This window comes from Tyzzerella sp. An114 (assembly GCF_002161055.1).
Classification (GTDB): domain Bacteria; phylum Bacillota; class Clostridia; order Lachnospirales; family Anaerotignaceae; genus Fimicola; species Fimicola cottocaccae.
On record NZ_NFLT01000010.1, the window covers coordinates 1 to 26,078 of the forward strand.

27 protein-coding genes and 1 other RNA gene are annotated in these 26,078 nt (G+C 31.2%); 5 read left to right on the forward strand and 23 right to left on the reverse strand.

Annotated elements, in window-relative coordinates; all coding sequences use genetic code 11:
• Positions 1-418: 418 nt before the first annotated feature.
• The 12 genes from B5E58_RS09470 to yneA form a co-directional block, all read right to left on the reverse strand.
• Complete coding sequence (locus B5E58_RS09470; protein WP_088109432.1) at positions 419-601, reverse strand: hypothetical protein; 183 nt, start codon at positions 599-601, stop codon at positions 419-421.
• A gap of 87 nt (positions 602-688) precedes the next feature.
• Complete coding sequence (locus B5E58_RS09475) at positions 689-2,251, reverse strand: permease prefix domain 1-containing protein (RefSeq protein WP_088109433.1); 1,563 nt, start codon at positions 2,249-2,251, stop codon at positions 689-691.
• Positions 2,235-2,582 carry a PadR family transcriptional regulator gene (locus tag B5E58_RS09480; RefSeq protein WP_088109434.1) on the reverse strand — a complete coding sequence of 116 codons (348 nt, stop codon included), beginning with the start codon at positions 2,580-2,582 and terminating at the stop codon, positions 2,235-2,237. The genes B5E58_RS09475 and B5E58_RS09480 overlap by 17 nt, the downstream gene beginning before the upstream one ends.
• A 110-nt stretch (positions 2,583-2,692) precedes the next feature.
• Positions 2,693-3,724, reverse strand: a complete 1,032-nt coding sequence (gene floA / locus B5E58_RS09485) for a flotillin-like protein FloA (RefSeq protein ID WP_088109435.1) — start codon at positions 3,722-3,724, stop codon at positions 2,693-2,695.
• Between the two features lie 53 nt (positions 3,725-3,777).
• Positions 3,778-4,242 (reverse strand): NfeD family protein, encoded by a 465-nt coding sequence (locus B5E58_RS09490; RefSeq protein WP_158097722.1) that lies wholly within the window; start codon positions 4,240-4,242, stop codon positions 3,778-3,780.
• Between the two features lie 120 nt (positions 4,243-4,362).
• On the reverse strand, positions 4,363-5,322 hold the full coding sequence (gene hemB, locus B5E58_RS09495) for a porphobilinogen synthase (RefSeq protein ID WP_088109437.1): 960 nt from the start codon (positions 5,320-5,322) through the stop codon (positions 4,363-4,365).
• 17 nt (positions 5,323-5,339) lie between these two features.
• A complete protein-coding gene (gene cobA, locus B5E58_RS09500; protein ID WP_088109438.1) occupies positions 5,340-6,833 on the reverse strand; it encodes a uroporphyrinogen-III C-methyltransferase in 1,494 nt (497 codons plus the stop codon).
• Between the two features lie 17 nt (positions 6,834-6,850).
• Positions 6,851-7,729, reverse strand: a complete 879-nt coding sequence (hemC, locus tag B5E58_RS09505) for a hydroxymethylbilane synthase (protein WP_088109439.1) — start codon at positions 7,727-7,729, stop codon at positions 6,851-6,853.
• A complete protein-coding gene (locus B5E58_RS09510; RefSeq protein WP_088109440.1) occupies positions 7,722-8,327 on the reverse strand; it encodes a precorrin-2 dehydrogenase/sirohydrochlorin ferrochelatase family protein in 606 nt (201 codons plus the stop codon). Before B5E58_RS09510 ends, hemC begins: the two co-directional genes overlap by 8 nt.
• A complete protein-coding gene (gene cobK / locus B5E58_RS09515) occupies positions 8,324-9,106 on the reverse strand; it encodes a precorrin-6A reductase (protein WP_158097723.1) in 783 nt (260 codons plus the stop codon). The genes B5E58_RS09510 and cobK overlap by 4 nt, the downstream gene beginning before the upstream one ends.
• On the reverse strand, positions 9,099-9,851 hold the full coding sequence (gene cobJ / locus B5E58_RS09520; RefSeq protein ID WP_088109442.1) for a precorrin-3B C(17)-methyltransferase: 753 nt from the start codon (positions 9,849-9,851) through the stop codon (positions 9,099-9,101). The genes cobK and cobJ overlap by 8 nt, the downstream gene beginning before the upstream one ends.
• Before the next feature lie 128 nt (positions 9,852-9,979).
• The gene (gene yneA, locus B5E58_RS09525; RefSeq protein ID WP_088109443.1) at positions 9,980-10,252 is read right to left on the reverse strand and encodes a cell division suppressor protein YneA; all 273 of its coding nucleotides are present in this window, start codon (positions 10,250-10,252) and stop codon (positions 9,980-9,982) included.
• Positions 10,253-10,409: 157 nt separating this feature from the next.
• On the opposite strand from yneA, the gene lexA reads away from it, so the two are divergent.
• Positions 10,410-11,021, forward strand: coding sequence for a transcriptional repressor LexA (gene lexA / locus B5E58_RS09530; RefSeq protein WP_206608571.1), 612 nt, complete (start codon positions 10,410-10,412; stop codon positions 11,019-11,021).
• A gap of 93 nt (positions 11,022-11,114) precedes the next feature.
• The gene (locus B5E58_RS09535) at positions 11,115-13,055 is read left to right on the forward strand and encodes an NAD(+) synthase (RefSeq protein WP_088109445.1); all 1,941 of its coding nucleotides are present in this window, start codon (positions 11,115-11,117) and stop codon (positions 13,053-13,055) included.
• A gap of 85 nt (positions 13,056-13,140) precedes the next feature.
• On the opposite strand, the gene rnpB is transcribed toward B5E58_RS09535, so the two are convergent.
• The 7 genes from rnpB to B5E58_RS09570 all read right to left on the reverse strand — a co-directional run bounded on the left by rnpB (position 13,141) and on the right by B5E58_RS09570 (position 21,268).
• Positions 13,141-13,478, reverse strand: an RNA gene (rnpB, locus tag B5E58_RS09540) — RNase P RNA component class A.
• A gap of 33 nt (positions 13,479-13,511) precedes the next feature.
• Positions 13,512-15,179 carry a nucleoside kinase gene (locus B5E58_RS09545; RefSeq protein ID WP_088109446.1) on the reverse strand — a complete coding sequence of 556 codons (1,668 nt, stop codon included), beginning with the start codon at positions 15,177-15,179 and terminating at the stop codon, positions 13,512-13,514.
• 17 nt (positions 15,180-15,196) lie between these two features.
• Entirely contained in the window at positions 15,197-16,318 is a 1,122-nt protein-coding gene (locus B5E58_RS09550) for a Nif3-like dinuclear metal center hexameric protein (RefSeq protein ID WP_088109447.1), read from the reverse strand.
• Positions 16,309-16,998, reverse strand: coding sequence for a tRNA (adenine(22)-N(1))-methyltransferase (locus tag B5E58_RS09555; RefSeq protein WP_088109448.1), 690 nt, complete (start codon positions 16,996-16,998; stop codon positions 16,309-16,311). The genes B5E58_RS09550 and B5E58_RS09555 overlap by 10 nt, the downstream gene beginning before the upstream one ends.
• Positions 16,999-17,125: 127 nt before the next feature.
• Complete coding sequence (gene rpoD, locus B5E58_RS09560) at positions 17,126-18,199, reverse strand: RNA polymerase sigma factor RpoD (protein WP_088109449.1); 1,074 nt, start codon at positions 18,197-18,199, stop codon at positions 17,126-17,128.
• Positions 18,200-18,229: 30 nt separating this feature from the next.
• A complete protein-coding gene (gene dnaG / locus B5E58_RS09565) occupies positions 18,230-20,020 on the reverse strand; it encodes a DNA primase (RefSeq protein ID WP_158097724.1) in 1,791 nt (596 codons plus the stop codon).
• A gap of 348 nt (positions 20,021-20,368) precedes the next feature.
• Positions 20,369-21,268: a DUF4397 domain-containing protein gene (locus B5E58_RS09570; RefSeq protein WP_158097725.1), complete on the reverse strand. Its 900-nt coding sequence runs from the start codon at positions 21,266-21,268 to the stop codon at positions 20,369-20,371.
• A 115-nt stretch (positions 21,269-21,383) separates the two neighbouring features.
• Here B5E58_RS09570 and B5E58_RS09575 point away from each other — a divergent pair, with 115 nt between their 5' ends.
• Both B5E58_RS09575 and feoB read left to right on the forward strand, forming a co-directional pair.
• A complete protein-coding gene (locus B5E58_RS09575) occupies positions 21,384-21,623 on the forward strand; it encodes a FeoA family protein (RefSeq protein ID WP_088109452.1) in 240 nt (79 codons plus the stop codon).
• Between the two features lie 5 nt (positions 21,624-21,628).
• Positions 21,629-23,734: a ferrous iron transport protein B gene (gene feoB, locus B5E58_RS09580; protein WP_088109453.1), complete on the forward strand. Its 2,106-nt coding sequence runs from the start codon at positions 21,629-21,631 to the stop codon at positions 23,732-23,734.
• Positions 23,735-23,770: 36 nt separating this feature from the next.
• Here feoB and B5E58_RS09585 read toward each other — a convergent pair whose 3' ends face one another.
• The 4 genes from B5E58_RS09585 to B5E58_RS09600 are packed head-to-tail and all read right to left on the reverse strand — an operon-like array spanning position 23,771 to position 25,636.
• Positions 23,771-24,523 carry a peptidylprolyl isomerase gene (locus B5E58_RS09585; protein WP_088109454.1) on the reverse strand — a complete coding sequence of 251 codons (753 nt, stop codon included), beginning with the start codon at positions 24,521-24,523 and terminating at the stop codon, positions 23,771-23,773.
• 55 nt (positions 24,524-24,578) lie between these two features.
• On the reverse strand, positions 24,579-24,863 hold the full coding sequence (locus tag B5E58_RS09590) for an ArsR/SmtB family transcription factor (protein ID WP_330395637.1): 285 nt from the start codon (positions 24,861-24,863) through the stop codon (positions 24,579-24,581).
• On the reverse strand, positions 24,864-25,442 hold the full coding sequence (locus B5E58_RS09595; protein WP_088109455.1) for a 4Fe-4S binding protein: 579 nt from the start codon (positions 25,440-25,442) through the stop codon (positions 24,864-24,866). It abuts the gene before it with no gap.
• Positions 25,439-25,636 (reverse strand): 4Fe-4S binding protein, encoded by a 198-nt coding sequence (locus B5E58_RS09600; protein ID WP_088109456.1) that lies wholly within the window; start codon positions 25,634-25,636, stop codon positions 25,439-25,441. Before B5E58_RS09600 ends, B5E58_RS09595 begins: the two co-directional genes overlap by 4 nt.
• Positions 25,637-25,795: 159 nt before the next feature.
• Here B5E58_RS09600 and B5E58_RS09605 point away from each other — a divergent pair, with 159 nt between their 5' ends.
• The gene (locus tag B5E58_RS09605; RefSeq protein ID WP_088109457.1) at positions 25,796-26,077 is read left to right on the forward strand and encodes an ArsR/SmtB family transcription factor; all 282 of its coding nucleotides are present in this window, start codon (positions 25,796-25,798) and stop codon (positions 26,075-26,077) included.
• Position 26,078: the final 1 nt, after the last annotated feature.

The window sequence follows — 26,078 nt, forward strand, 5'->3', positions numbered from 1 at the left end:
TTCAAAGACCAATTTTTTTCAATCTGTTCTTTAACCGAACGAGATTTATTTTAACATCTTTAGTTTATTTTGTCAAGAACTTTTTTCAAGTTTTTTTGACTTAAACCTTTATAATGTTTATCGGCTGTTACTTACGTTTCGCAGTCACGAGTATTTATTATATCAGGTTTTTTCTTTTTGTCAAGAACTTTTTTAAAAGTTTTTGTCATTTAAACCACTTTTTTGATGTTTTTTGTTGTCCTCTCTTTGGGACGTGTTATATAATACCATGATATATTAACTTTGGCAAGAGTTTTTTTTATTTTTTTTAAATTTTTTTAAAAAATCAAATAAAAGCCTATAAAATCAACATTGATAAGCCATTTAAAAGGAGCACATTTTAAAAAATGTGCTCCTTTACTACTTAATTTATAAAAAATTAATATGATTTAGATGACTGTTTTTCATTTGATTTTTTTGTTGATTTATTTGTTTTTTTCATGCTGCTTGTTGTATCCATAGAATATTCATTTGCAAACTCTGTTCTATTCATGTTTTTTTCTGAGCTTTTGTTTGTACAGTTCATACCCTTATTCATGTTTTTGTTCATATTCTTGTCCATGAGTAAATCCTCCCTTAAAATAAAAAATAATAGTATTACGAAGACTGTTTGTCTTCTGCAATACTATTATTGTTTTTTACGGATTTTTTATTCACGTTTTTTTAAATTTATAATAATCATACCATCTACATATGTTATAAACCTATTTCTATAACTATCTAATTTATAACTTGCATCAGTATATCCATCATCATACCCTTTATTATAAATTTCTTTACTCTCACTATCTTCAATAAATTGCTCTTCATCTACATCTTTACAACTTATAAAATCCCAAGCTTTAGAAAAATCAAAATTTTTATATATTCTCTCTTTAAAAATATTTTTTTCAAACACAACATCTGTATTTCTAAAAACAGAAAGTAATATACCCATAAGTATTCCATTTATAACCATAAAGTTTTTTCCATAGCCCATAAAAGGAATAAAAGATTGTACAAAATAAAATCCTAAATTATCCATAAAATAAAAAATTATTTTGCCAAAAAAAATCCCGCTTATAGATACAGCTATAAATCTTCCCATTTTATTTTTTTCTCTAAAAGAACGAATTACTATTTTAATTAAAAAAGTAAATATTAAAATAGCTAATATTAAAGCAGGAATTTTGCCGAAACGGTACATAAACATCAAAAATTCTTTTCCATCTTCAATTAATGGAAAATAATTATTAATATCAACAATATTACCGTCCAACATTACTGGATTTCCCTGACCAAACATAACACAAGATGATAAAATAGATTTTGTTACGAAAATATTATAGCCAAATCCATATTTATCACTTTCATAGTCAAAAATAGCTTCAAATCTTGCCATTCTATAAGGACTATCCAACATAATTTTAATAATAAAAAAACTTACAATAATAAGATATAATACAAAAACAACTTTTTCATACTTTTTTAAACAAAACCAATTATCTTTACAAATAGCAATTAATATAAAAAACAATCCCCAACAAGCAAAAAATCCATTTGATAAATTATTAATCATAGCAAAGCATATAAAAATGATTAAAGACATAAAAATAAATTTAATCATTCCCATAACACCTTTATTTTTCATACTATAAACTATACTTCCAACAATAGGAACAGTTATAATTAAAGCTTCAGGAATTATTCCTACATATCTTCCGTTAATATAATTAATATCTAAAACTAACGTATATATTACTACTAAAGCTATCAAAGCAATATATAATATAACAGGTTTTTTAAATATAACTGTATAATCTATAAAATATATAACAAACATACATACGAGACCTACAACACAACCTAAAATCATATTATAAGTATGATATGTTCCATAGCTGTTTCCATATATATAATGGTCTGTTATTCCAGAATAACAAAATAATTGTATTAAAACACCTATAATCATAAGTGCTAAAACTCCAAAAATTAAAGACCATTGTGGTTTTGGTCTATGTATTTTATCAAAATTTACCCCCACATCAACAGGGTCTCCCATATCAATGACTGCTTTTTCTTCAGCCTCATCATCACTCATTCCACAATCAATATAATCTTGTTTCTGTTCCATTATATGATTTAAAAGCTCATCAGAAATATTTTTTCTTACTTTTTTACATCTTATCTGTTCTATAACACTTGTAATATATTTTTTAGTAGGCTCCCTCAATTTTAAAACCTCCTATAACCTTATTTACAGCATTACTATATTCCTTCCATTCCTCCTTTTTGTCTTTAAGAAGTTTTCTCCCATTCTTTGTAATACCATAATATTTTCTTTTTCTTCCGCTTTCAGCTTCCTCCTCATAGGAAAAAATCATATCTTTTTGTTCAAGACCATGTAAAAGAGGATAAAGAGTTCCTGCTTTAAGGTCAAAAGTGTCATCAGAACGCTTTCTAAGTTCATCAATCATCTCATAACCATACATATCTTTATTTTCAATAAGTCCAAGTATAAGCAATGTCATATTTCCACCTATAACACTTTTATCAATCTTCAAAAATATCACTCCTTTATATATAGATTATCTATATATAAATTATATGTAGATTATCTATATATGTCAATAAAAAAACTGCACAGAAAATCATCTGTGCAGTTTAAAACTAATTACTTTTTATCGTCACTTTTATTTTGATTATTTTTATTTAAAATGTTTGTCAAATCAGTTTTAGCTATATTATCTTTCATGCTTGTATCAGCCAAAACATTTTGCATTTTATAATAATCAAGAACACCTATATTCCCATTTCTTAAAGCATCAGCAACAGCCATAGGAACTTCAGCCTCAGCCTCAACAACTTTAGCTTTCATTTTTTCAACTTCAGCTTTCATTTCCTGTTCCATAGCAATAGCTATTGCACGTCTTTCTTCAGCTTTAGCCTGAGCAATCTGTTTGTCAGCCTCAGCCTGTTCAATCTGAAGATGAGCACCTATATTTCTTCCAATATCTATATCGGCAATGTCTATTGAAAGTATTTCAAAGGCTGTTCCACTATCAAGACCTTTACTTAAAACTGTCTGAGATATAGAGTCAGGATTTTCCAAAACAGCTTTATGGCTTTTTGATGAACCAACTGTTGTTACAATACCCTCGCCAACTCTGGCAACAATAGTATTTTCACCAGCACCACCGACAAGTCTTGCAAGATTTGCTCTAACAGTAACTTTAGCAATAACTTTAACTTCTATACCGTCAATAGCAACAGCAGAAATCCAAGGAGTTTCAATAATTTTAGGTGTAACACTCATTCTTACAGCCTCAAAAACATCACGACCAGCAAGGTCAATGGCTGCAGCTCTCTCAAAAGACAAATCGAGGTTTGCTCTATGGGCTGCAATAAGAGCATCAACAACATTATCAACACGACCACCAGAAAGAAGATGGGACTCAAGCTGATTTACATTTACATTCATTCCTGCCTTTTGAGCTTTTATAAGTGGTTTTATAATTCTATCAGGTCTTACACGTCTAAGACGCATACCAACAAGTGAAAATATACTTATTTTAACACCTGCTGCCATAGCAGAAATCCAAAGACCAACAGGAACAAAGCTCAAAAATACACTGACAATTATAACTAATACTACAAGACCAAAAACACCACCAATAAGTCCTGCAAATTCAAAACCGCCATACATATTTAACACCCGCCTTTTTATATTTTTTATATATTTTATAATTTATTAAATATTTAATTTTTAATCTCTCTAACTATAACATTTTTACCACTTACAGTTATAACTTCAACCTGCTTTCCCTCAGGTATGTACCCCCCATTAGAAAATGCTTCAACAATCTCACCGTCAAAATCAACTTTTCCAAAAGGTTTAAGAGGTGTGAGACAAACTCCCCTTTTACCTAAAAGAGGTTTTATACTCTCCTCATCAAAATCTTTTCCGGTAAGAGTTTCCGTAAGCACAACTTTATTGTAAATCTTATTCTTTTTAATAAAGTAAAATGCTATGAAAGCTATAATTATTATAATTGCAATAGCCATACACATATAAGGAATTCCATAGCTTACAGCAGTTAGTATGACAGCAACCCCAAATGAGAATATTCCAAGTATTCCGAATATTCCAAAACCTGGAAGAAAAAGCTCAGCAACAAGGAGAGCAATTCCTATGCAAAACAACAAAAATATCCACGGAAACATAAAAAACACCTCCCTCATTAATATTAATTTATTATAATGATATCACTATATATCACTAAATTCCATTAAATAAATCTTACAATAAAAAACCATACAGATATATATCTGTATGGTTTTTTATTAATAAAGTTCACCTTTAGCAAACTCTTTAGCAAAGTATGTAATTATAATATCCGCTCCAGCTCTTTTTATAGATACAAGACTTTCCATAGCTGCTTTTTTGCCATCAAGCCAACCCATTTTGTCAGCAGCTTTAATCATTGAATATTCACCACTTACATTATAAGCACAGACAGGAACATTAACATTCTCTCTAGCTGTTTTTATTACATCAAGATAAGGCAATGCTGGTTTAACCATAATAATATCAGCACCCTCATCAATATCAGCCAAAATCTCTTTTAAAGCCTCTCTGCCATTAGCTGGGTCCATCTGATATGTCTTTCTATCTCCAAACTTAGGAGCAGAGTCTGCGGCGTCTCTAAAAGGTCCATAAAATGCTGAACAGTATTTAGCACTATATGACATAAGAACAGTATTTACAAAACCGGCATCATCAAGAGCTTTTCTTATATAGCTAATTCGTCCATCCATCATATCAGAAGGAGCTATCATATCAGCTCCAGCCTCTGCATAAGACACAGCAGCTTTTGCAAGAAGTGGAAGGGTTTTATCATTATTTACATATCCATTTTCTATAAATCCACAATGACCATGATTTGTATATTCGCAGAGACAAACATCAGCCACAACATACATATCAGGATAATATTTTTTAATTTCAGAAATAGCCTTAGCAACAATATTTCCTTCACAATATGCACTTGTTCCAAGCTCGTCTTTATGGTCAGGTATTCCAAAAATAAGAACTCCTTTAATTCCAAGTTCATATATCTCTTTTATTTCTTCCATAAGTTTATCTATTGAAAAACGATAATTATCAGGCATTGAAGGTATTTCCTCTTTTATGCCCTCACCTTCAACAACAAAAAGAGGATATATAAGTTCCTCTTTGTGTATAACAGTTTCTCTTACCATACTTCTTATAACTTCATTAGTTCTCAGTCTTCTTCCTCTCATTTTAAAACCTCCTTTAATCAAGAGAGTACATTTAAAACAGCATCACAAAGTCCCTTAACAGTTGAAACTTCTGCTGTAATATCCACATTTACACCTAAAATTTCAAGGGTTTTTGTTGTTTTAACTCCTATTGAACATATTTTAGCTTTGCCAAACTCACCCTTTGTAATTTTCATAAAATTTTCAGCCTGTGAGGAGCTAGCAAAAGCTATTGCATCATATCCACCATTTTTAATATCATCAACAATGTTTTTATTTATTTCATCATTCAATGTATTTGTATAGGCTATAATTTTATTAACAATTCCTCCTGCTCTCTCAACAGATTTAACGATATTATCACCGGCAATATTAGAAGTAGGATATAAAACCATATCTCCATCATCAATAAATGTTTCTAATATTTTTCCGCCATCATCACTATTATATTTTTCAGGCATAGCATCAACAAAAATTCCTTTATCCTCAACAGCTTTTCTTGTTCTTTCACCTATTACAAATATTTTAATATTTGATAGACAACGTATATCTTTATGAAGTTTTTTCATTCTCATAAAAAAGCTATCAACACCATTAACACTTGTAAATACAATCCAGCTATATTTTGATATATTATATATAGCATTATCAAGTTCAGAATAGTCCTCAAGTTCACCTATTTTTATTGTTGGAAAAGGCATAACATAAGCGCCTTTTTCAGATAATATTCTCTCAATCTCTCCAGCTTTTTCAGTTGTACGTGTCACAGCTATTTTCTTTTTCCAAAGAGGTCTATATTTTTGCCATTCTATTTTTTCTCTAGCTTTTACAACATCTCCAATAACGGCAATAGCAGCATGACCTATATTTTCTTCTTTTGCTTTTTTCGCAATATCAGAAAGAACTCCCACAACAGTTTTCTGTTTAGGAGTGGTTCCCCACTGTATTACAGCAGAAGGAGTATTTTTATCCATCCCCTCTTTTACAAGCTCATCTGTTATATTTTCAAGATTTTTCATACTCATAAGAAATACAAGAGTACCTTTAAGTTTTGCTACTGATTTAAAATCTATTTCGCCATCATTCTTTTTATGACCTGTAAAAACATGAACAGATGAAGCATAATCTCTGTGAGTTACAGGAATACCAGCATAGGCACATACAGAATAAAAAGAAGATATACCAGGAACAATTTCAAATTCTATACCTTCATTAAAAAGTCTTTCGGCTTCCTCTCCCCCTCTACCAAATATAAAAGGGTCTCCACCTTTCAATCTTAAAACACTTTTATTTTCCTTAGCTTTTTCAACAAGAACAGTGTTTATTTCACTCTGTTTAAGTGTATGATTTTTAGGCTCTTTTCCTGCATATATAATTTCACAATTTTTTTTTGCATATCCCAAAAGTTTCTCAGAAGCAAGTCTGTCATAAACTATAACATCAGCATTTTCTATAAGCTCTCTACATCTGACTGTTACAAGTCTTTCATCTCCTGGCCCTGCTCCTGTTATATAAACTTTACCTTTTTCCATAATATATTTACCCCTTTTTATTTAGCTATAATTTTTTCAGCAAGTTTTTTACCTAAAATTTCAGCTTCATTAATTTTTCCTTCAATATCATCAAAAACAATTTTATCTGTATAATAAACACCTTTTATTTTTATAGTATCTCCAAAAACAGTGCAAAAAGCTCCAACAGGTGCATGACAATCTGCCCCAACAACCTTTAAAAATCCTCTCTCTGCTTTTTGGCATATTTCAGATGTTTTATCATTTATGGCAGACACATATTTTTCAACAACATCATCATTATCTCTTATCTCTATTCCAATAATTCCTTGACAAGCAGCAGGAACCATTTCATCAGCAGAAAATTCATAAGAAATCACATTAGAAAGACCAGCTCTATTAAGTCCAGCCGCCGCAAGAATAACACCGTCAACTTCTTTTCCAATTTTAGAAAGTCTTGTGTTTATATTTCCCCTTATAGGTACAATCTCAATATCATCTCTCAAATTTTTAAGTTGAACACTTCTTCTTAAACTTCCTGTTCCAATTTTTGAGCCTGAAGGCATATCAAAAAAAGAAGTTCCATCACCGGAAACAAAAACATCATGGGGATTTTCACGGGAAGTAACAGCACCAAGTTTCAATCCTTTTGGCATTTCCTCTGGCATATCCTTTAAACTATGAACAGCAATATCAATTTTTTTATCAATAAGAGCCTGTTCAATCTCCTTTACAAAAACACCCTTTCCACCGATTTTATCAATAGTTTTATCAAGTATTTTATCCCCTTGAGTTTTTATAACAACAATTTCAGTTTCTATATTTTCAAATTTTTGTTTAAGCATTTTTTCAACAATTTCAGCTTGTTTTAAAGCCAACAAACTTCCTCTTGTTCCTATTTTCAAAATATCACTCATAAAAATACCTCTTTAAAATATTTTCAGTTTTCTCAATATAATTTTCACTGTAAATAACATCATCATCTATAATTTCAGACAATATTTTTTTCTTTAAATTTTTATCAGAAACATTTTTAATTACAAACTTTCTTTTTTCCTCAAAAAAATTTATTCTATCACCTAAAGACACATCAATTTTGCTACAAAGTTTTTTTGCCAAAGCAGGATAAGCCCCGTCAGTTGACAAAGCTACTGTCAATCTATCATTTTTTTTATGAGCTGGAAAAATAAAATCACCTTTAATATCTCCACCGGAAACACTGCAAAATATGTTTTTATTTTTTGCACACTCATATACAAATTTATTTACATTACTTTCAGCTGCCGCAACAACCAAAAAAAATCCTTCAATGTCTTTTTCTTCAAAATCTTTTTTAATAATTTTAATATTTTTAAATTCAAGTATATCAATCAAAAAATCATTTGAAATAACAGTAACATCGCAATCAAAATCTATAAGTTTTTTAATCTTAATAAGGGCGGCATTTCCGCCGCCTACAACTAAAACTTTTTTATTTTCCATATTTAAAAATACAGGAAGATTTTTCAATATCATTCACCTTCCTCAATAAATTTAACAACATCAAAGATATTATCAAAAACATTTCCATATTCAATTACAGGGCGTTTTATGACAACAACAGGAATATTAAAATATTGTGCCGCTTTTATTTTGTCATCAACACCACCAATTTTTCCACTATCCTTAGTTACAACAGATTTAATATTATACTTCTTTATAACATTTACATTGTCATCAAAAGTATATATACCATTGCCCTTAAGTATTCTAAATTCATCAAGACCTATATTTTTAGCCTTCTCAAAGGATTTCTCATTATCAAGAACTCTAACAAAAATACGATTTTTAAAATCATTTAGTTTTGTATATTTCTCAATATTATTAACGCCTGTTGTTACAAGTATATTGCCACTTATATTTTCAATATAATCAACAGCACTTTCATAGTCATCAACAAACACACAATTTTCTACACCAAAAGATGAAGGTCTCTCATATCTAACATAGGGAATATTATAAATTTTACAAGCACAAATTGCAGTTTTAGAAACATTTTCAGCATAAGGGTGACTTCCGTCAACAACAATATCCGTATTATACTTATCAAAAAGTTTTATCATATCATCTGTATCAAGTCGACCTTCCGACACAGTTATATTTTCAACAGAAGAAAGCATTTTAGCCCCTTCCTCTGTGGCAACAGAAGCTATAACATTAAAACCTTTTTTTGAAAGTATTTTTATTATATCCACACTATCAGAAGTACCCGAAAACACAACAACATTTTTAACATCTTTAATATTTTTAATCAAATTTATACCCCCTGGGTGTTATTATTTTCCCCAAAGACTCATAAGACTGACTGTTGCCTATTATTATTGTTGAAAACATATCAACATGTTGTTCTTTAAGTGTATCAAGAGTACATATAGTACAACTTTCATCTTCTCTACAAGCATTTCTAACTATACCCACAGGAGTTTTTCCACTTCTATGTTTTAAAATAACATCAACAGCCATATCAACATAATCAGTGCGTTTTTTACTTTTTGGATTATATAGACATATAACAAAATCACCTTCCGCTGCAAGTCTAAGTCTTTTTTCAATAAGTCCCAAAGGTGTTAAAAGGTCACTGAGACTTATAACAGCAAAATCATGTACAACAGGTGCACCAAGGGCAGAAGCAGCAGCAGACAAAGCTGTAACTCCCGGTATAATTTCTATTTCACCATCAAAACCCATTCTGTCAGCAGTTTCAAGTAAAACTCCAGCCATTCCATATATACCGCTGTCGCCACTACTTACAAGAGAAACTGTTTTCCCCTCATCAGAAAGAGCAATATTTATTGTCTCAATACATCTATCAACTTCTTTTTTCATAGGTGATGAGATAAGTGTTTTATGATTATAATAATCCTGTAAAAGTTCAATATATTTTGAATATCCTATTATTACATCACTATCTTCAAGGGCATCAATACATCTTAATGTCATATTCTCTCTGTTTCCTGGTCCCATACCCACAACATAAATTTTTGGTATCAAAAAACTCATCTCCTTTTTTGGTTTATTATCTAAGTTTAAATGTATATATAAAAAAGTCAATAATGTTTTATATTACAATATTTTATTGAATTATAAAAAATATTTTTAAAAAATAAAGGCTGTAAAACACAGCCCTATTATTTATATATGGGAACAATAATTCTATGCCCACTTACTATTTTATCACTTTTCATATTATTAATTTTCATTATTTCATTACAATATTTATTTATATCAATCCGACCATCAGAATATTTTGACGCTATACTCCATATTGTATCGCCGCTTTCAATAGTGATTTCATCATAATATACGAGAAATTCATCTAAATTATTTTCATATCCCAACACTAAACCATAAAAACCTAAAACCACAACAGTTGTAATAATAACAAATATAATATTTTTCATAATACACCTCCGTCGAACAATCGTTTGTTTTTATATCTCTATAATAATAGAACTTAAGTTCTAAGTCAATAGTTTTCCAAAAACTTTTCGAACATAGGTTTGAATTGATTTTTGTTTTATGTTATACTATATTAAAGATTAGAATAGAGGTGATATTATGGGCGATTTATCAGAAAAACAGAGACAAATTCTTGAATATATGAAAAAAGAAGTAAGGGAAAAAGGCTATCCCCCTTCAGTTCGTGAAATCTGTGAAGCTGTTGGTTTAAAGTCAACATCAACAGTTCATGGTCATCTTGCACGCCTTGAAAAAAAGGGCTATATAAGACGTGACAAGACAAAACCTCGTGCCATAGAAATTCTTGAAGGTGTTTCAGAAAATTCTTCTCCAAGAGAGTATGTAAATGTTCCTATCATAGGCAATATAACAGCAGGTTTACCTGTATTAGCTGTTGAGAATATAGAAGATACGTTCCCAGTTCCTGTGGAGTATGTTCATAATGATGATGTTTTTATGCTCAAAGTAAAAGGTGAAAGTATGATTGAAGCGGGAATATATGACAAAGACCTTATACTTGTTCGTCAGCAGAACACAGCTCAAAACGGTGATATAGTTGTTGCTCTTATAGAAGAATATGCAACGGTAAAAAGATTTTTCAAAGAGGAAAACTATATAAGACTTCAGCCTGAAAATCAAGCAATGTCTCCTATACTTGTAAGAGATGTAACAGTATTAGGAAAAGTAATAGGATTGTTCAGAAAATTTTAATTATGCACAAAAAAGGATTGTTATATAGTAACAATCTTTTTTTGTATTATTTTTGTGGTATAATATACAAAAAAACAAAAAGGAGCAAACAAAATGTACAGTTTCATAAGAACAGCCGCTGCCGTACCTGTTCTCAAGGTGGCTGACTGTGTATATAATACAGAGGAAATAATAAAACTTATAGATGAAGCATCAAAAAAAGATGTTAAAATTTTAGCTTTTCCTGAATTATCAATAACATCTTACACTTGCGGAGACCTTTTCGCTCAGTCAACATTAATTGAGTATGCAGAAAAGAGCCTTGAGAAAATAGCAGAATTTTCAAAGGACAAAGATATGTTTATAACAGTTGGACTTCCTGTATGCTGTGACAATCAGACATTTAACTGTATAGCAGGAATTTCAAAGGGAAAAATATTGGGACTTATACCAAAAACAAATCTTCCAAATTACAGTGAATTTTACGAAGAAAGATGGTTCTCATCAGCAGATGACCTTATTTCAGACGAAATAACAATATGCGGACAAACTGTTCCAATAGGTTCAGATATACTTTTTACAGTTGAAAACATCAAAAATCTTACAATAGGTATTGAAGTATGTGAGGACCTTTGGAGCCCTATTCCACCAAGCTCATATCAGAGTATATTCGGAGCAACAGTTATAATAAACGGTTCAGCAAGTAATGAGCTGGCAACAAAACATGAATATAGAAGAAATCTTGTAGCACAGCAATCATCACGCTGTATATGTGGGTATATATACTCATCAGCAGGAACAGGAGAGTCAACACAGGACACAGTTTTCAGCGGTCACAGTATGATATGTGAAAACGGAAATATGCTTAGTGAGTCAAAAAGATTTTTAAGAGAGGGAAGTCTCACAATAGCTGACATAGACTTAGAACTTCTCGCCAACGACAGAAAGAAAAACACAAGTTTTATGACACAGTTAAGAAAGAATGAAGGTCCATTGTTCTTTAGAAATATAAAATTCACAATGGAAGAAAACAGCATTGATGAATTTTACAGAACAGTGAAACCAGCACCTTTCGTACCTGATAACAATGCAATGTTAAATGAGAGATGTGAAGATATATTCAATATACAGGTGACAGGTCTTGCAAAGAGAATAACTCACACAAATTCAAAATCTCTTGTTGTTGGAATATCAGGAGGACTTGACTCAACATTAGCTCTTCTTGTAGCTGTAAAAGCTTGTGACTATTTAGGAATAGACCGAAAAAATGTTCACGGAATAACAATGCCAGGATTTGGAACAACAGACAGAACATATAACAACGCCCTTAATCTTATGAAATCTCTTGGTGTTACAGTAAAAGAAATATCAATAAAAGATGCAGCAATACAGCATTTTAAAGACATTGGACATGACATAAATGTTCATGATGTTACTTACGAAAACACACAGGCAAGAGAGAGAACTCAAATTCTTATGGATTATGCAAACAAAGAATGGGGAATGGTTATAGGAACAGGTGACCTTTCAGAGTTAGCTTTAGGTTGGGCAACATACAACGGAGACCATATGTCAATGTATGGAGTAAATGGTGGTGTACCAAAAACTCTTGTGCGTGTACTTGTCAAATGGGTAGCTGAAAACGAAAATCTTGGAAACAATTCAGCAGAAATACTTTTTGATGTTTTAGATACACCTGTAAGCCCTGAACTTCTTCCACCAGACAAAGACGGAAACATCAATCAGAAAACAGAAGAAATAGTTGGACCATATGAACTTCACGACTTTTTCCTTTACTATGTTGTACGTTTTGGATTTGCTCCTGCAAAAATACTTTTCCTTGCAGAAAAAGCATTTAAGGGTGAATATTCAAGAGAAACTCTTATAAAATGGATAAAGAATTTTTACAGAAGATTTTTTGCACAGCAGTTTAAACGCTCATGTCTTCCAGACGGCCCAAAAGTAGGTACAATAAGCCTTTCACCTAGAGGAGATTGGAGAATGCCAAGTGATGCCTGTGGCAGAATATGGCTTGATGAGGCAGAAAAACTTTAATATTTTAAATATTTTAATTATAATATACATCAAAAAAACACCTTCAAATGAAGGTGTTTTTGTTTTTCAAACTATTATAAAAATATATGTGAGCAAGTCTATAAGCCGGGTTCTGTGTTAAACGGTCATCTATCTTGGTACATTGTCGCCAATGTCATCATGCGGCCTTACCCGAGACGGGACGGGCAGCCCCTTATATGTCTCTCTATTGGGCCTTGCTTCAGGTGGGGTTTACATAGCCTTTTATGTTACCATAAAAGCGGTGAGCTCTTACCTCACCTTTCCATCCTTACCTGTAAAATACAGGCGGTCTATCTCTGTTGCACTATCCTTAGAGTCGCCTCCACCAGTCGTTAACTGGCACCCTGCCCTATGAAGCCCGGACTTTCCTCACTTAAAAAGCGCGACCATCTGGCTTACTCACGAAAAAGATATTATCATATTTAAAAAAATATGTCAAACATCAAAACAACTTCCGCCTAAAAATTCTTTCATAATAGCATTTTTAGGGACAATATCAGGATTTGCCCCAAGGAAATAGTCAAGGAATTTTATAATTCTCTCAGCTGTGGCAAACTCTGGCATAGAGCTATCTATTTTAAACAACAAAGGTTCTATATATGTTTTTAAAACAGCCAATTCATAAACTGTTGCAGAATTAAATATAACATCGGCATTTTCTTGGAATGGGAAAATATTATTTTCTTCCCCCCTTGTAACATAATTCCATGTTGATATTGTTTTCTGTGCACTTGTTCCTCTAAACTGATTATCTCTTACAATTCTTCTTATAAGTCTACTATCAGAAGTTGAAATTCTGTTGTGATTATCAATATTAAGCTGTGTCATAGCACTTATAAATATTTTAAATTTATTTTTATCAGGTATAGATGTAGTAACAGCATCATTAAGACCATGAATACCCTCTATAACAAATATTTCTCCCTCTTTAAGATTTATAAAATTACCGTTATACTCTCTTTTACCTGTGACAAAGTTATAGTAAGGTAATTCAACAGTCTCACCATTTATAAGTTTTAAAAGGTCAGAATTAAAAAGTTCCACATCAAGAGAGTCTAAATTTTCAAAATCTCTTTTTCCATACTCATCAAAAGGAACTTCATCACGATTTATAAAATAGTTATCCATTGATATTACATGGGGAATTATTCCATTAACTCTAAGCTGAACCATAAGTCTATTAGCAAAAGTTGTTTTTCCTGATGAAGAAGGTCCTGCTATCATAACAACTTTTATCTCATCACGTCTTTTATTTATCATATCCGCAATTTCAGCTATTTTCTTTTCATGTAAAGCCTCATTTATAAGTACAAGCTCATTAAATTTTCCATTTACAATTACATCATTAAGGTCTGAAACATTATCAACACCCATAAGATTTATCCAACGCATTTGCTCCATAAAAACAGCTGAAATTTTTTTATAATCGACAAATTTATTAATCTGCTGAGGATTTTTATCATCAGGCATTATTATAATAAAACCATTTTCATATAATTTAAGTTCAAAAAGACTTACATATCCAGCTGAAGGAGCCATATAACCATAAAAATAATCAAAAAATCCATCAAGTTCATAGAGATTTACATTTGAAGTGCGTCTATATTCAAAAAGTTTTGCTTTATCGTCCATATCAAATCTTTTTACAATATCTTTTGCATCTTTTATTTTGTAAGTTCTCTTTATAATAGGAGTATCATTTTTAATATACTCATTCATTTTCTCTGTCACTTTATAAAGAAACTCATCTGTAACTTCAACATCATTATCTCTTATTTCACAGTAAAGACTTTTATTTATAGAATGTTCAATGGCAACCCTTGCCCTCTCACCTAAAAGACTTTTAACAGCACGTATCATAACAAGAGATATTGTTCTATGATAAACACGCATACCGTCTTTATCTGTTACGTCAAGAAATTTTATATCTTCACCATCAGGAGAAACACAGCTTTCCATTTCTTTAAGACGATTTCCATGCTTTGCAACCATAATATCATAGTTTTTACCACCATAAACCATACAAGAAAGCTCTGTGTATTTAGTTCCCCTAGTAACTTCATACTCTTTTCCCTCAACAGTAACTTTGAATTTTTCTGTCATAAAACTCCTCCTGTCTATTATATATTTTTAAATGTCTGTCCATTAAATTTAGATATTATAATTTCCACTTTTTCACCTTTATTTTCAACAGCATTTTTAACATATTCAGCCATAACAGGAACAGCAATATTTTCTGTTGCATAGTGAGTACCATCAATAAGACAAAGTCCCATTGATAAAGCTTTTTGAGCCTCATGGAATTTAACATCTCCAGTAATATATACGTCAGCACCTTTAGATTTTGCTATATTAAAAAAGTCTGTTCCTGCACCAGTACAGAGAGCACATCTTTTTACAATTTTATTTTCATCACCTGTTATTCTCATACTATCAAGACCAAGTTTATTCTTAACAAATTTAGAAAATTCTATAAATGTCATTTCAGGCTTAATATTTCCAATTCTTCCTATACCCTGTTTTTCTCCCTTAATCTCCATAGGCATTATATCAATAGCCGGTTCTTCATAAGGGTGACTGTCATTTATGACTTTTATAACTTTAGATAAATTTTTCTCATTTACAACAGTCTCAATTTTAATTTCATTTACAGTCTCAATAACGCCCGTTTCACCTATATAAGGATTTGTTCCCTCAAGAGGTTTAAACTGACCTTTCCCCTCACTTGAAAATGTACAATGAGAATAATTACCAATATGACCGCAACCGCTGTCACCCATAGCTTTTCTCACATTATCAACACTATCAAAAGGAACATAGGTAGCAACTTTAAAAACTTTTTCAGCCTTTGTCTCCTGAAGAATTTCAATATCAGAAAGCTCTATAAGATTTGATAAAACATCATTTGTTCCACCATAAGCCACATCAAGGCTTGTATGGGCACAATAAAGACTTATATTATTTCTTATAAGTTTATATATTCTTCTTCCAACTTCACTGTCTGTTGTTATATTTTTTAAATCCACAAACAAAAGCATAGGGTGATGAGTAATAATCATATCAACATCATTTTCAATAGCCTCATCAATTACACTATCAACCGCATCAAGGGCAAAGAGTATTTTTTTAACAGAAGTTTCTCTGTCGCCCACATTAAGACCTGAATTGTCCCATTTTTCCTGAAGATTTTCAGGAGCAAGTTTTTTAACAACATCTATTATGTCTCCACATTTTAAAGACATTCCAAAACCTCCCTATAAAATTTACATTCAATTTCAAGTTCATTTTTTTTATTAACTGCACTTTCACTGTTATTTTCAGAAAGATTTTTAATTATATTTTCTGTTTTATTAAGCATAAATTCAGCATATTTTTTAAGAATATCTGATTTTTTATCTATAAGGCATTTACCAAAAATATAATCAATATCCCTATCATATTTTTCATTACCCTTAACAGCATTTATGACAGTATAATATTTACCCTCATCAATAAGCATTTCTTCATCTTCTATTTTAAAACCTATTGAATGTATATATCTTCTAACCTTATCAATATCAAGCTGAGGCTGTAAAACAAGCTGTTTAAGGCTCTGAACAGTATCCTTTGAATTTTTAAGTATATCAATAACAAGCATACCGCCCATGCCAGCAATAATAGCTGTATCAACCTCAAAAGGCTTTATTACAGATAACCCACTTCCAAGTCTTGTCTCTATAAAATCACTACAATTATAGTTTGAAATATTTGTTTTTGCCTTTTCAAGCGGTCCTTTATTTACATCACAGGCAAAGGCTTTTTTTGAAATACCATTTTTTATAATATAAACAGGCACATATCCATGGTCAGTTCCTATATCAGCAACAGTATCACATTTTTTAACCATACTGACAACAGCATTCATTCTTTTAGATAATTCCACACTAAATTCTCCTTGTTTTTAAATTTATTCAAAACTATTTTAAAATATTTTATCATATTCCCTAAAATATAAAAACTCCCCCCGAAACATAATGTTCCGAAAGGAGTTCTTTTAATCTTAAATAATATTATTCAAGGAAATCTTTAAGTTTTTTACTTCTGCTTGGGTGACGAAGTTTTCTTAAAGCTTTAGCCTCAATCTGACGAATACGCTCTCTTGTAACATTAAACTCTTTTCCAACTTCCTCAAGAGTTCTAGCTCTACCGTCATCAAGACCAAAACGAAGTCTTAAAACTTTCTTTTCTCTCTCTGTAAGAGTATCAAGAACCTCAATAAGCTGTTCTTTTAAAAGTGTAAAAGCAGCAGCCTCAGCCGGTGCCGGAATATCGTCATCAGGTATAAAATCACCAAGGTGGCTGTCTTCCTCCTCACCAATAGGAGTTTCCAAAGAAACAGGCTCCTGAGCAATTTTCATAATCTCACGAACTTTTTCAACAGGCATCTGCATTTCAACAGCAAGTTCCTCAGCAACAGGCTCACGACCTAACTCCTGAAGAAGCTGTCTTGAAATTCTTATGAGTTTATTTATAGTTTCAACCATATGAACAGGAATACGAATAGTTCTAGCTTGGTCTGCAATAGCTCTTGTTATAGCCTGTCTAATCCACCAAGTAGCATAAGTACTGAATTTATAGCCTTTTCTATAATCGAATTTTTCAACAGCCTTTATAAGACCAAGGTTTCCTTCCTGTATAAGGTCAAGGAACAACATTCCACGACCAACATATCTCTTAGCAATTGATACAACAAGACGAAGGTTTGCCTCTGCTAATTTCTTTTTAGCATACTCGTCACCTTCCTCCATTCTCTGAGCAAGTTCTATTTCTTCCTCAGCACTTAAAAGAGGAACTTTTCCTATTTCTTTAAGATACATACGTACAGGGTCATCAATGTTTATTCCCTCTGGAAGTGAAAGGTCTAAATCTTTGTCGATTTCTTCCTCTACGTCCATAGCTCCCAGTACGTCTATTCCCTGAGCTTCAAAGTATTCATATATTTTATCGATTTGTTCGGCTTCAAGCTCAATATCTCCGAGATAATCCATAATCTCCTTATATTCAAGCACGCCTTTTTTCTTTTTACCGATTGCAACAAGTTCCTTTAAACGGGTTATAAATGTATTTTCTTCTACGGGTTTCAAAGCAGACCTTCCTTTCTAATACACTCTATTTTAACCATTTGTAATTTTGATATACAGTTTATCAATATTTATTTTCTCCTCAACAATTTTTTTAATATCCTCAACATTATCAACAGAGGCTGTTCTCTGGTCGAGAAGTGTTCTTTTAATTAACTTTATATTTTCATTGAGAGCTTTTTCCAATTCACTTTCTTTATCATAATTAAAAGTAACTGCAAAAATCTCTGTAACAAGTTTTTGTTCTTCAACGGACTCAAAATGATTTACAATCTCCGCTGGAAAAACTCTACCGCCCTTCTCGTTTATGTCATATATAATACTAGCTGCCTTACAATACACATCTGTCACAAACTGAGAAGGCTTAATATAATTTTTTACTATATTATATACATTTATGTTTGAAGACAGAGCCGCCAAAAGCTCCCTTTGAGCCTCCATAACACCTTTTGCTTTTACGGGAATATTTGATATTTGATTATTATAAATTCTTTTTCTTTTTTTCTCTGCCTCTTTCACAAAATTAGTCTGTGCAATATTAGCAAGTTTTGAAATTTCTTTTTTTATAGAGCTTTCAGAAATTCCCGTTTCATCTGAAACCTCTTTTATATATACATCTCTTTCTATATCACTTGATAGACTTGCAAGTATTTTTGCCGCCTCAACAGTAAATTTAACTTTATGCTCAGGGTTATTTAGATTGTAATTTTTTCTTTTACACTCTATTTGGAAAGAGATATGACTTACAGCATTTACAAGAAGTTTTGAAAACTCCATTGAGCCATTATGCTTTATAAATTCATCAGGGTCTTTTCCGTCAGGGACTTGTAAAACCTTTACATTAAAGCCGTTATCAACTAAAACAGGTATAGCCCTAAGGGCTGCATTAGTGCCGGCTGTATCACTGTCATACAAAAGTATAACATCATCAACATATTTTTTAAGGACACGTGCGTGGTCATTATTAAAAGCCGTTCCCAAAGATGCACACACATTGTGAAATCCTGCCTGATATATGCTTATCATATCCATATATCCTTCAACAAGTATAATTTCCCGTCGTCTTGTATTTTTTGCAAAATTCAAACCATACAAATTACGACTTTTATTAAATATCATTGTTTCCGGAGAATTAAGATATTTAGGCTCACCACTTCCCATAACTCTACCACCAAAGCCTATTATCCTTCCTGAAACATCAATAATAGGAAACATAAGCCTGTTAAAAAACCTGTCATGGTACCCTTGTGAATTTTTATTTTCTATTACAAGACCACTTTTAAGCATATCAGAAACATTATATCCCTTTTCTAATAAATGCTTATAAAGAGAGTCCCTCAAATCCGGTGCAAAGCCTATACCGAATTTTTTTTGAATATTTGGAAGAACTCCTCTCCCATTAAGGTAATAAAGGGCTTTTTCACCGATATTTTCATGTAGACATTCATAATAATACCTTCCGGCAACTTTATGCATATCAAAAAGTATCTGACGTCTTTTTTCTTCCTCCTTCTCCTCTTTTGATTGTTCCGGTTCAGGGAGAAGTATTCCCGCTCTATCCGCAAGTATTTTCACAGCTTCAAGAAAATCACAGTTTTTAGTCTGCATAACAAAGCTATAAACATTACCAGCAGCACCACAACCAAAACAGTAATAAAATTGCTTGTCCGCACTTACAGAGAAAGATGGTGTGTTTTCATTATGAAAAGGGCAAAGTCCAAAGTATGAACCACCCTTTCTTGTAAGAGGCATAAAGTCTCCTATAACTTCCACTATGTCATTTTGAGTTCTGATTTCTTCTATCAAATCTTGAGAATATCTCATTAACGGCATCACCCTCTTTAATATATACAATTCGACATTTAAAGCAAATTTCCTTCCAACAATCATTATCTTTGTATACATCAACAAATTTATGTAAAACAATTTATATTCTATGTCGACATTATACAGAAATAATGCTCAAAAATTATTGCAAAATGTATAAAAATATATTATAATATAAAGCTGTGCTTATTAAAGTTACAAACCTTTCAACAATATGGATTATACCCTTTTTAAAGCATATTCTCACAAATACACGACAAAAATCCTATATTATATTAATACTCCATATTTTATTAAATTCCTCTTTTTTACAAAAAAATATGAGGCATAAAATGCCTCAATATTTTAAAGTCTCTCATTAATCAGAGTTAATTGTATTGGTATTGTATTATTATTGCCAGAAACATACAATCCATAACAACTTCCTCCAGAAAAATATAATTGTGGTTCCTCAACAACAACTCTCATTGTACCGGCAACAGTAAGTGTTACATTGTGAAATCCTTCTGAAAGAGTTAAATAAGAGCTTATATCGTTGTAATAAAAATCACGTATAATAATTGAACCGTCAACATAAATATCCATCAAAGTTGGATTTGGAGCTGTATTTATAAATCTAACATCAGCTCTCAAACTGTTTAACATATTGCAGTTATTCTCAATAATGTTCATTGAAAAATTGTTGTAATCACCTTGAAAAACTCCTGTATATTTTCTATTTCCTACAATTCTAAAAAATCTCTCAAAAAGTTTTCTATTTCTCTTTCCTGCACTATAAACAGTTATTCTATAATTTCCCGCTGTTCCTGAAAAATATTCTGTATATTCTCTAAATTTAAGATTTGAAACTGCAATAGTACCATTTATATATATATCAATGCTTTCTCCCGAACTATTGCTATTAAAAAACTTTATATATCCATATCGCACAACAGGTATTATAGGTATTATTGTAACTCCTGAAGAAGGCACAGTTGGTGTAACATTACCAAGTGGTCCCTGTCCAGGTGCTGCTATTACATCCCCTGGAAGTGTTGGCGTCACATTTCCCAGTGGTCCTTCTCCTGGTGCTGCTGTTACATCTCCCGGCAGTGTTGGCGTCACGTTTCCCAAAGGTCCTTCTCCCGGTGTGGCTGTCACATTATTATCAAGTATTTTTTGCAAATCAGAAAAATTTGTATATTGGTATCTTTCATCTTCAGAAGGTCCTGTTCTCATAGTATTATTATTAAAAATTATTCTCATACACATTCCCCCTTTTTATATACTATGATTTTAGAGAATGTATATTACTAAAAGTAACAATATAAAAATATTTACATAGTATATTACTAAAACATAAATATCAGGCGGAAAATTTATGGATATGACAATACCTCTTTCAAAAACAAAGGAAGGTTCAAAGTCAACAGTAATAAAACTCTGCTCAAAAGGTGTTATGAGAAGAAGGTTTCAAGATATAGGCATAACAGAAGGCACAAGAATAGAATGTATCAAAAAAAGTCCTTTAGGTGACCCTTGTGCTTATCTTATAGGAGGAACTCTTATAGCAATAAGAAACGATGATGCAAAAGATATAATTGTAAAAATCGGGAGGTGATTTATTTGAAAAATACAATTTCCTCTAAAAAAAATAAAAATTATGAAAAAGAAGTCCTTATTGCCCTTGCCGGCAATCCTAATGTAGGAAAAAGCACTATTTTTAATAAATTGACAGGCATGAAACAACATACTGGAAACTGGGCGGGAAAAACAGTATCAAATGTTACAGGAAAATGTATATATAAAGGCATAAAATATACTTTTGCAGACATTCCGGGAACATACTCACTACTTTCTCACTCAAAAGAAGAAGACGAAGCTAGGAATTTTATATGTTTCAAAAAACCTGACATTACAGTAGTTGTATGTGATGCTTCATGTATACTCAGAAATCTTAATCTTGTTCTTCAAATTATTGAAATAACAGATAATGTTATACTCTGTCTAAATTTAATGGATGAAGCAGGGAAAAAAGGTATAAAAATAAATATACCTCTTTTGGAGGAAAGGATTAAAATTCCCGTAATACCCATGACGGCATCAAAAAACAAAGGTTTTAAATTACTTATGGAAAAAATAAATTATATTACTATAAATAATAAAAAAATTAACACTATAAAAATTAAATATGACACAATAACAGAAAAAGCTATTGAAATAATATTAAATGAAATTGAAAATTATGATTTTTACGGTTTAAATAAACGCTGGCTTGCTTTAAGACTTATAGAAAGTGAATATGATTTTATAAACATTTTAAAAGAAAACACAGATATTACAGAATATGAAGTCTCTATACTATCAAAAGCCCTTGAAAAAGCCTGTGAATTTCTATACAACAACAAAATAAACAACTGTAAAATTCGTGATAAAATAGCTGACGGCATAATAAAAACATCTGAAAAAATAGGTAATGGAATAATAAATTCAAATGCTTCAGCTTACAGCTACAAAGACCGTTTTTTAGACAATATATTGACAGGAAAATACACAGCTTATCCTATAATGTTTTTAATTTTAATGATTATAATGTGGATTACAATAAAAGGGGCAAACTATCCTTCGGCTATATTATCAGACTTTCTTTTTAGCAAAGAAGATATTTTATTCAGTTTCTTTTTAGATATAGGAGTTCCAATTTATTTATGTGAAATGATTGTATTTGGTGTATACAGAGTTTTATGTTGGGTTGTATCTGTAATGCTTCCACCAATGGCAATATTTTTTCCACTTTTCACTCTATTAGAGGATTTAGGCTATTTACCAAGAATGGCATTTAACATGGATTGTTGTTTTAAAAAATGTAATGCTTGCGGGAAACAAGGTTTGTGTATGGCAATGGGTTTTGGCTGTAATGCTGTTGGGGTATCAGGTTGTAGAATAATAGACTCACCAAGAGAACGACTTATAGCTATAATAACAAACAGTTTTGTACCTTGTAACGGTCGTTTTCCAACTTTAATAGCTATAATAACCATGTTTTTTGTGGGAACAGGAGCATACACCGGATTATTTTCAGCTTTTATGCTATCATCAATTATAATATTTGGAATTATAATGACTCTTATTGTATCAAAAATTTTAGGAAACACAATTTTAAAGGGTGTACCTTCATCATTCACCCTTGAAATGCCACCATACAGAAAGCCACAGATAACAACAGTAATTATAAATTCAATATTTGACAGAACACTTTTCGTTTTAGGTCGTGCTGTATCTGTGGCCATACCGGCTGGACTTATAATATGGCTTATGTCAAACACATTTATAAACAATAACAGTATATTATCAATTGTATGTGAATTTTTAGACCCTTTTGCTTCTATTTTTGGTCTTGACGGTGTAATACTGACAGCATTTATATTGGGATTTCCTGCAAATGAAATAGTTATACCAATTATAATAATGGCATACATGGGAAATACATCTTTGACAGAAATGGAAAGCATAAATTCACTTAAATCACTTCTTATAAATAATGGTTGGACAATTCAAACAGCTTTATCAGTTATAATATTTTCACTTATGCACTGGCCTTGCTCAACAACTTGTCTAACTATAAAAAAAGAAACAGGAAGTATAAAATGGACTGTTATTTCAATAATCGTTCCTGTTATATGTGGCTTATCAATATGTGGAATTTTAAATATAATATTTAAAATAATATAAAAAGGGAAAGTCAAAGACTTTCCCTTTTTTCACTAATTAAAATACCTGAACTGAATATTTAGCTTTAAGCTCGTCCATAACAGCTTTGTATTTTTCTTCATATTTCATATTTTTAACATTTTTAATAACTTCATCTTTAACTTCATCAAAAGCTTTTGTTTTAGCCTCTGTTCTGTCATAAACTTTTATAAGGTGATAACCGAACTGAGTTTTAACAGCGTCACTAACTTCATTTAAAGGAAGTTCAAAAGCTGCATCCTCAAACTCTTTAACCATCATACCTTTACCAAACTTTCCTAAATCTCCACCCTGAGCGTTTGAAGGACAGCTTGAATATTTTTTAGCAGCATCTTCAAATGAAAGTCCGCCTTCAGCTATTTCATTTTTTATTTTTGTAGCTTCATCTTCACTGCTTACAAGTATATGTTTTGCTGAAACACTTTCTTTATCTGCAAAACCTTCTTTATGAGCATTATAAAATTCAAGAGCTTCATCATCAGAAACCTCTATACCAGCAAAAATATCATCCATAACAAATTTTGTCATAAGCTGTTCAACGATATTTTCCATCTGTTTTTTATACTCATCTCTCTTATCAATGCCCATTTCAAAACCTTTTTTCTCAAGGAGCATAAAAGCTATTTTCTGTTCAAGAAGCTGTTTCATTCCCTGTTCTGTTTCAAAATACATTCTCTGATTTGGAGGGTATTTTTCAATTATGGCATCAAGGCTCTCTTTAGTAACCTCTTTACCATCTACAACTGCAAGTACTTTGTTTGTGTTTTCCATAGTTTTCATTTTCCTTTACTTTTTATTTTTTGATATATTATATCACAACTTATGTTTATTGACAGTAATTTCTTTTAAGCAATTCAAAAAGCTCAATAACTTTTTCGTCTTTTATAAAATAATAAATATTCTGCCCTTTTTTCTCATAGTCAAGTATACCTGATGATGAAAGTACAGCTAAATGCTGAGAAACTGCTGACTGAGTTATATCAAGCTCCTTTGTTATACTGTTTACAGTCATAGGACCATCAACAAGCATACAGACTATAAGTAATCTTTTTTCATTTGAAAGAGTTTTTAAAAGTTTTGAAACTTCTTTAGCTTTCTCTTTAATATCCATTTATAAATCATCTCCTCTGTGTTTCAACTGGCATATACCCTGTGTCATTGTGCCCATAGGACAGTATACACACCAAGAACGAGGTTTGAAAAGTATCATTGTAATAATTCCTAAAACTGTTGATGTAAGCATTATACTATAAAAACCAAAAGCAAACTGATAAATCCAAGGAGAAAATACATCTGTTGAAACCCAATTCCAAGGAAGTTTAAATGTCCAAAGAAGTGTTACAACCTGTCTCATATCTTTTACACCGTCAAAAACAAGATATGTAGTAAAAAGCATATTTATAAACATAATCATAAAGAATGTAAGAAAACCATATCTAAACCATTTTGAACGCAAAAATTTTGGAATATCCTTATTTCTTGAAAGTTTTAATTTTGTTCCCAAAATCTGAAAAAGCTGACCTCTGCCACAATATCTATTGCAATAAGCCTTATTACCCTTAACTATTGAAATTATAAGGGGTATTGAGAAACACAAAAGACCAAGCCAAGCAAACATAATGTTAAAAAATCCAAGTATCAAATATAAAGCCGAAGCTATCCAAAGATAATCATTCCATTGTTTTCTCATATTCTCTCTCCTATTCTCATAACACTAGCTGGACAAACCTTAGCACACTTTCCACAGCCTATACACTTATCAGGGTCAACTTTCGCCTTTATTCCATTATTTATACTTATTGCATTTTTAGGACAGACTTTCATGCAAGTACCACAAGCAACGCACTCATCTGACACATAGCAAAGTTTAAATTTTCTTTCCATACTGTACTACACTCCTTTTATATATTAGCTTATTCTAATATACTAATATATTGTAAATTTGTCAATAGAAAAAATAACATATTGACATTTATCTATATGAGTAATAAAATAACACATAGACACATATAAATATATCAATATATTATGAGGTGATTAAATATGACAGAACCAGATTTTGCCCTTATTTTTAAGGCTTTAGGTGACAGTAACCGTCTTATGATGTTAAAAATGATTTCTGACGGTGAAAAATGTGGCTGTAAACTTTTAGAAAATTTCAATATTTCACAGCCAACACTCTCTCATCACATGAAAATTTTATGCGACTGTGGTCTTGTAAATTCCAGAAAAGAAGGAAAATGGTCTTTTTATTCATTAAACAATGAACTTTTTTCTGAAATTACAAAATATCTTAATTCTATTAAAAACATCAAGGGAGAATGAC

Coding starts and splice junctions, on each gene's coding strand:
- B5E58_RS09470 (WP_088109432.1), bottom strand. CDS start 601: ATGGACAAGAATATGAACAAAAACATGAATAAGGGTATGAACTGTACA.
- floA (WP_088109435.1), bottom strand. CDS start 3,724: ATGTATGGCGGTTTTGAATTTGCAGGACTTATTGGTGGTGTTTTTGGT.
- B5E58_RS09490 (WP_158097722.1), bottom strand. CDS start 4,242: ATGTTTCCGTGGATATTTTTGTTGTTTTGCATAGGAATTGCTCTCCTT.
- hemB (WP_088109437.1), bottom strand. CDS start 5,322: ATGAGAGGAAGAAGACTGAGAACTAATGAAGTTATAAGAAGTATGGTA.
- cobA (WP_088109438.1), bottom strand. CDS start 6,833: ATGGAAAAAGGTAAAGTTTATATAACAGGAGCAGGGCCAGGAGATGAA.
- hemC (WP_088109439.1), bottom strand. CDS start 7,729: ATGAGTGATATTTTGAAAATAGGAACAAGAGGAAGTTTGTTGGCTTTA.
- B5E58_RS09510 (WP_088109440.1), bottom strand. CDS start 8,327: ATGATATTGAAAAATCTTCCTGTATTTTTAAATATGGAAAATAAAAAA.
- cobJ (WP_088109442.1), bottom strand. CDS start 9,851: ATGAGTTTTTTGATACCAAAAATTTATGTTGTGGGTATGGGACCAGGA.
- yneA (WP_088109443.1), bottom strand. CDS start 10,252: ATGAAAAATATTATATTTGTTATTATTACAACTGTTGTGGTTTTAGGT.
- lexA (WP_206608571.1), top strand. CDS start 10,410: ATGGGCGATTTATCAGAAAAACAGAGACAAATTCTTGAATATATGAAA.
- B5E58_RS09535 (WP_088109445.1), top strand. CDS start 11,115: ATGTACAGTTTCATAAGAACAGCCGCTGCCGTACCTGTTCTCAAGGTG.
- B5E58_RS09545 (WP_088109446.1), bottom strand. CDS start 15,179: ATGACAGAAAAATTCAAAGTTACTGTTGAGGGAAAAGAGTATGAAGTT.
- B5E58_RS09550 (WP_088109447.1), bottom strand. CDS start 16,318: ATGTCTTTAAAATGTGGAGACATAATAGATGTTGTTAAAAAACTTGCT.
- dnaG (WP_158097724.1), bottom strand. CDS start 20,020: ATGAGATATTCTCAAGATTTGATAGAAGAAATCAGAACTCAAAATGAC.
- B5E58_RS09570 (WP_158097725.1), bottom strand. CDS start 21,268: ATGAGAATAATTTTTAATAATAATACTATGAGAACAGGACCTTCTGAA.
- B5E58_RS09575 (WP_088109452.1), top strand. CDS start 21,384: ATGGATATGACAATACCTCTTTCAAAAACAAAGGAAGGTTCAAAGTCA.
- B5E58_RS09585 (WP_088109454.1), bottom strand. CDS start 24,523: ATGGAAAACACAAACAAAGTACTTGCAGTTGTAGATGGTAAAGAGGTT.
- B5E58_RS09590 (WP_330395637.1), bottom strand. CDS start 24,863: ATGGATATTAAAGAGAAAGCTAAAGAAGTTTCAAAACTTTTAAAAACT.
- B5E58_RS09595 (WP_088109455.1), bottom strand. CDS start 25,442: ATGAGAAAACAATGGAATGATTATCTTTGGATAGCTTCGGCTTTATAT.
- B5E58_RS09600 (WP_088109456.1), bottom strand. CDS start 25,636: ATGGAAAGAAAATTTAAACTTTGCTATGTGTCAGATGAGTGCGTTGCT.
- B5E58_RS09605 (WP_088109457.1), top strand. CDS start 25,796: ATGACAGAACCAGATTTTGCCCTTATTTTTAAGGCTTTAGGTGACAGT.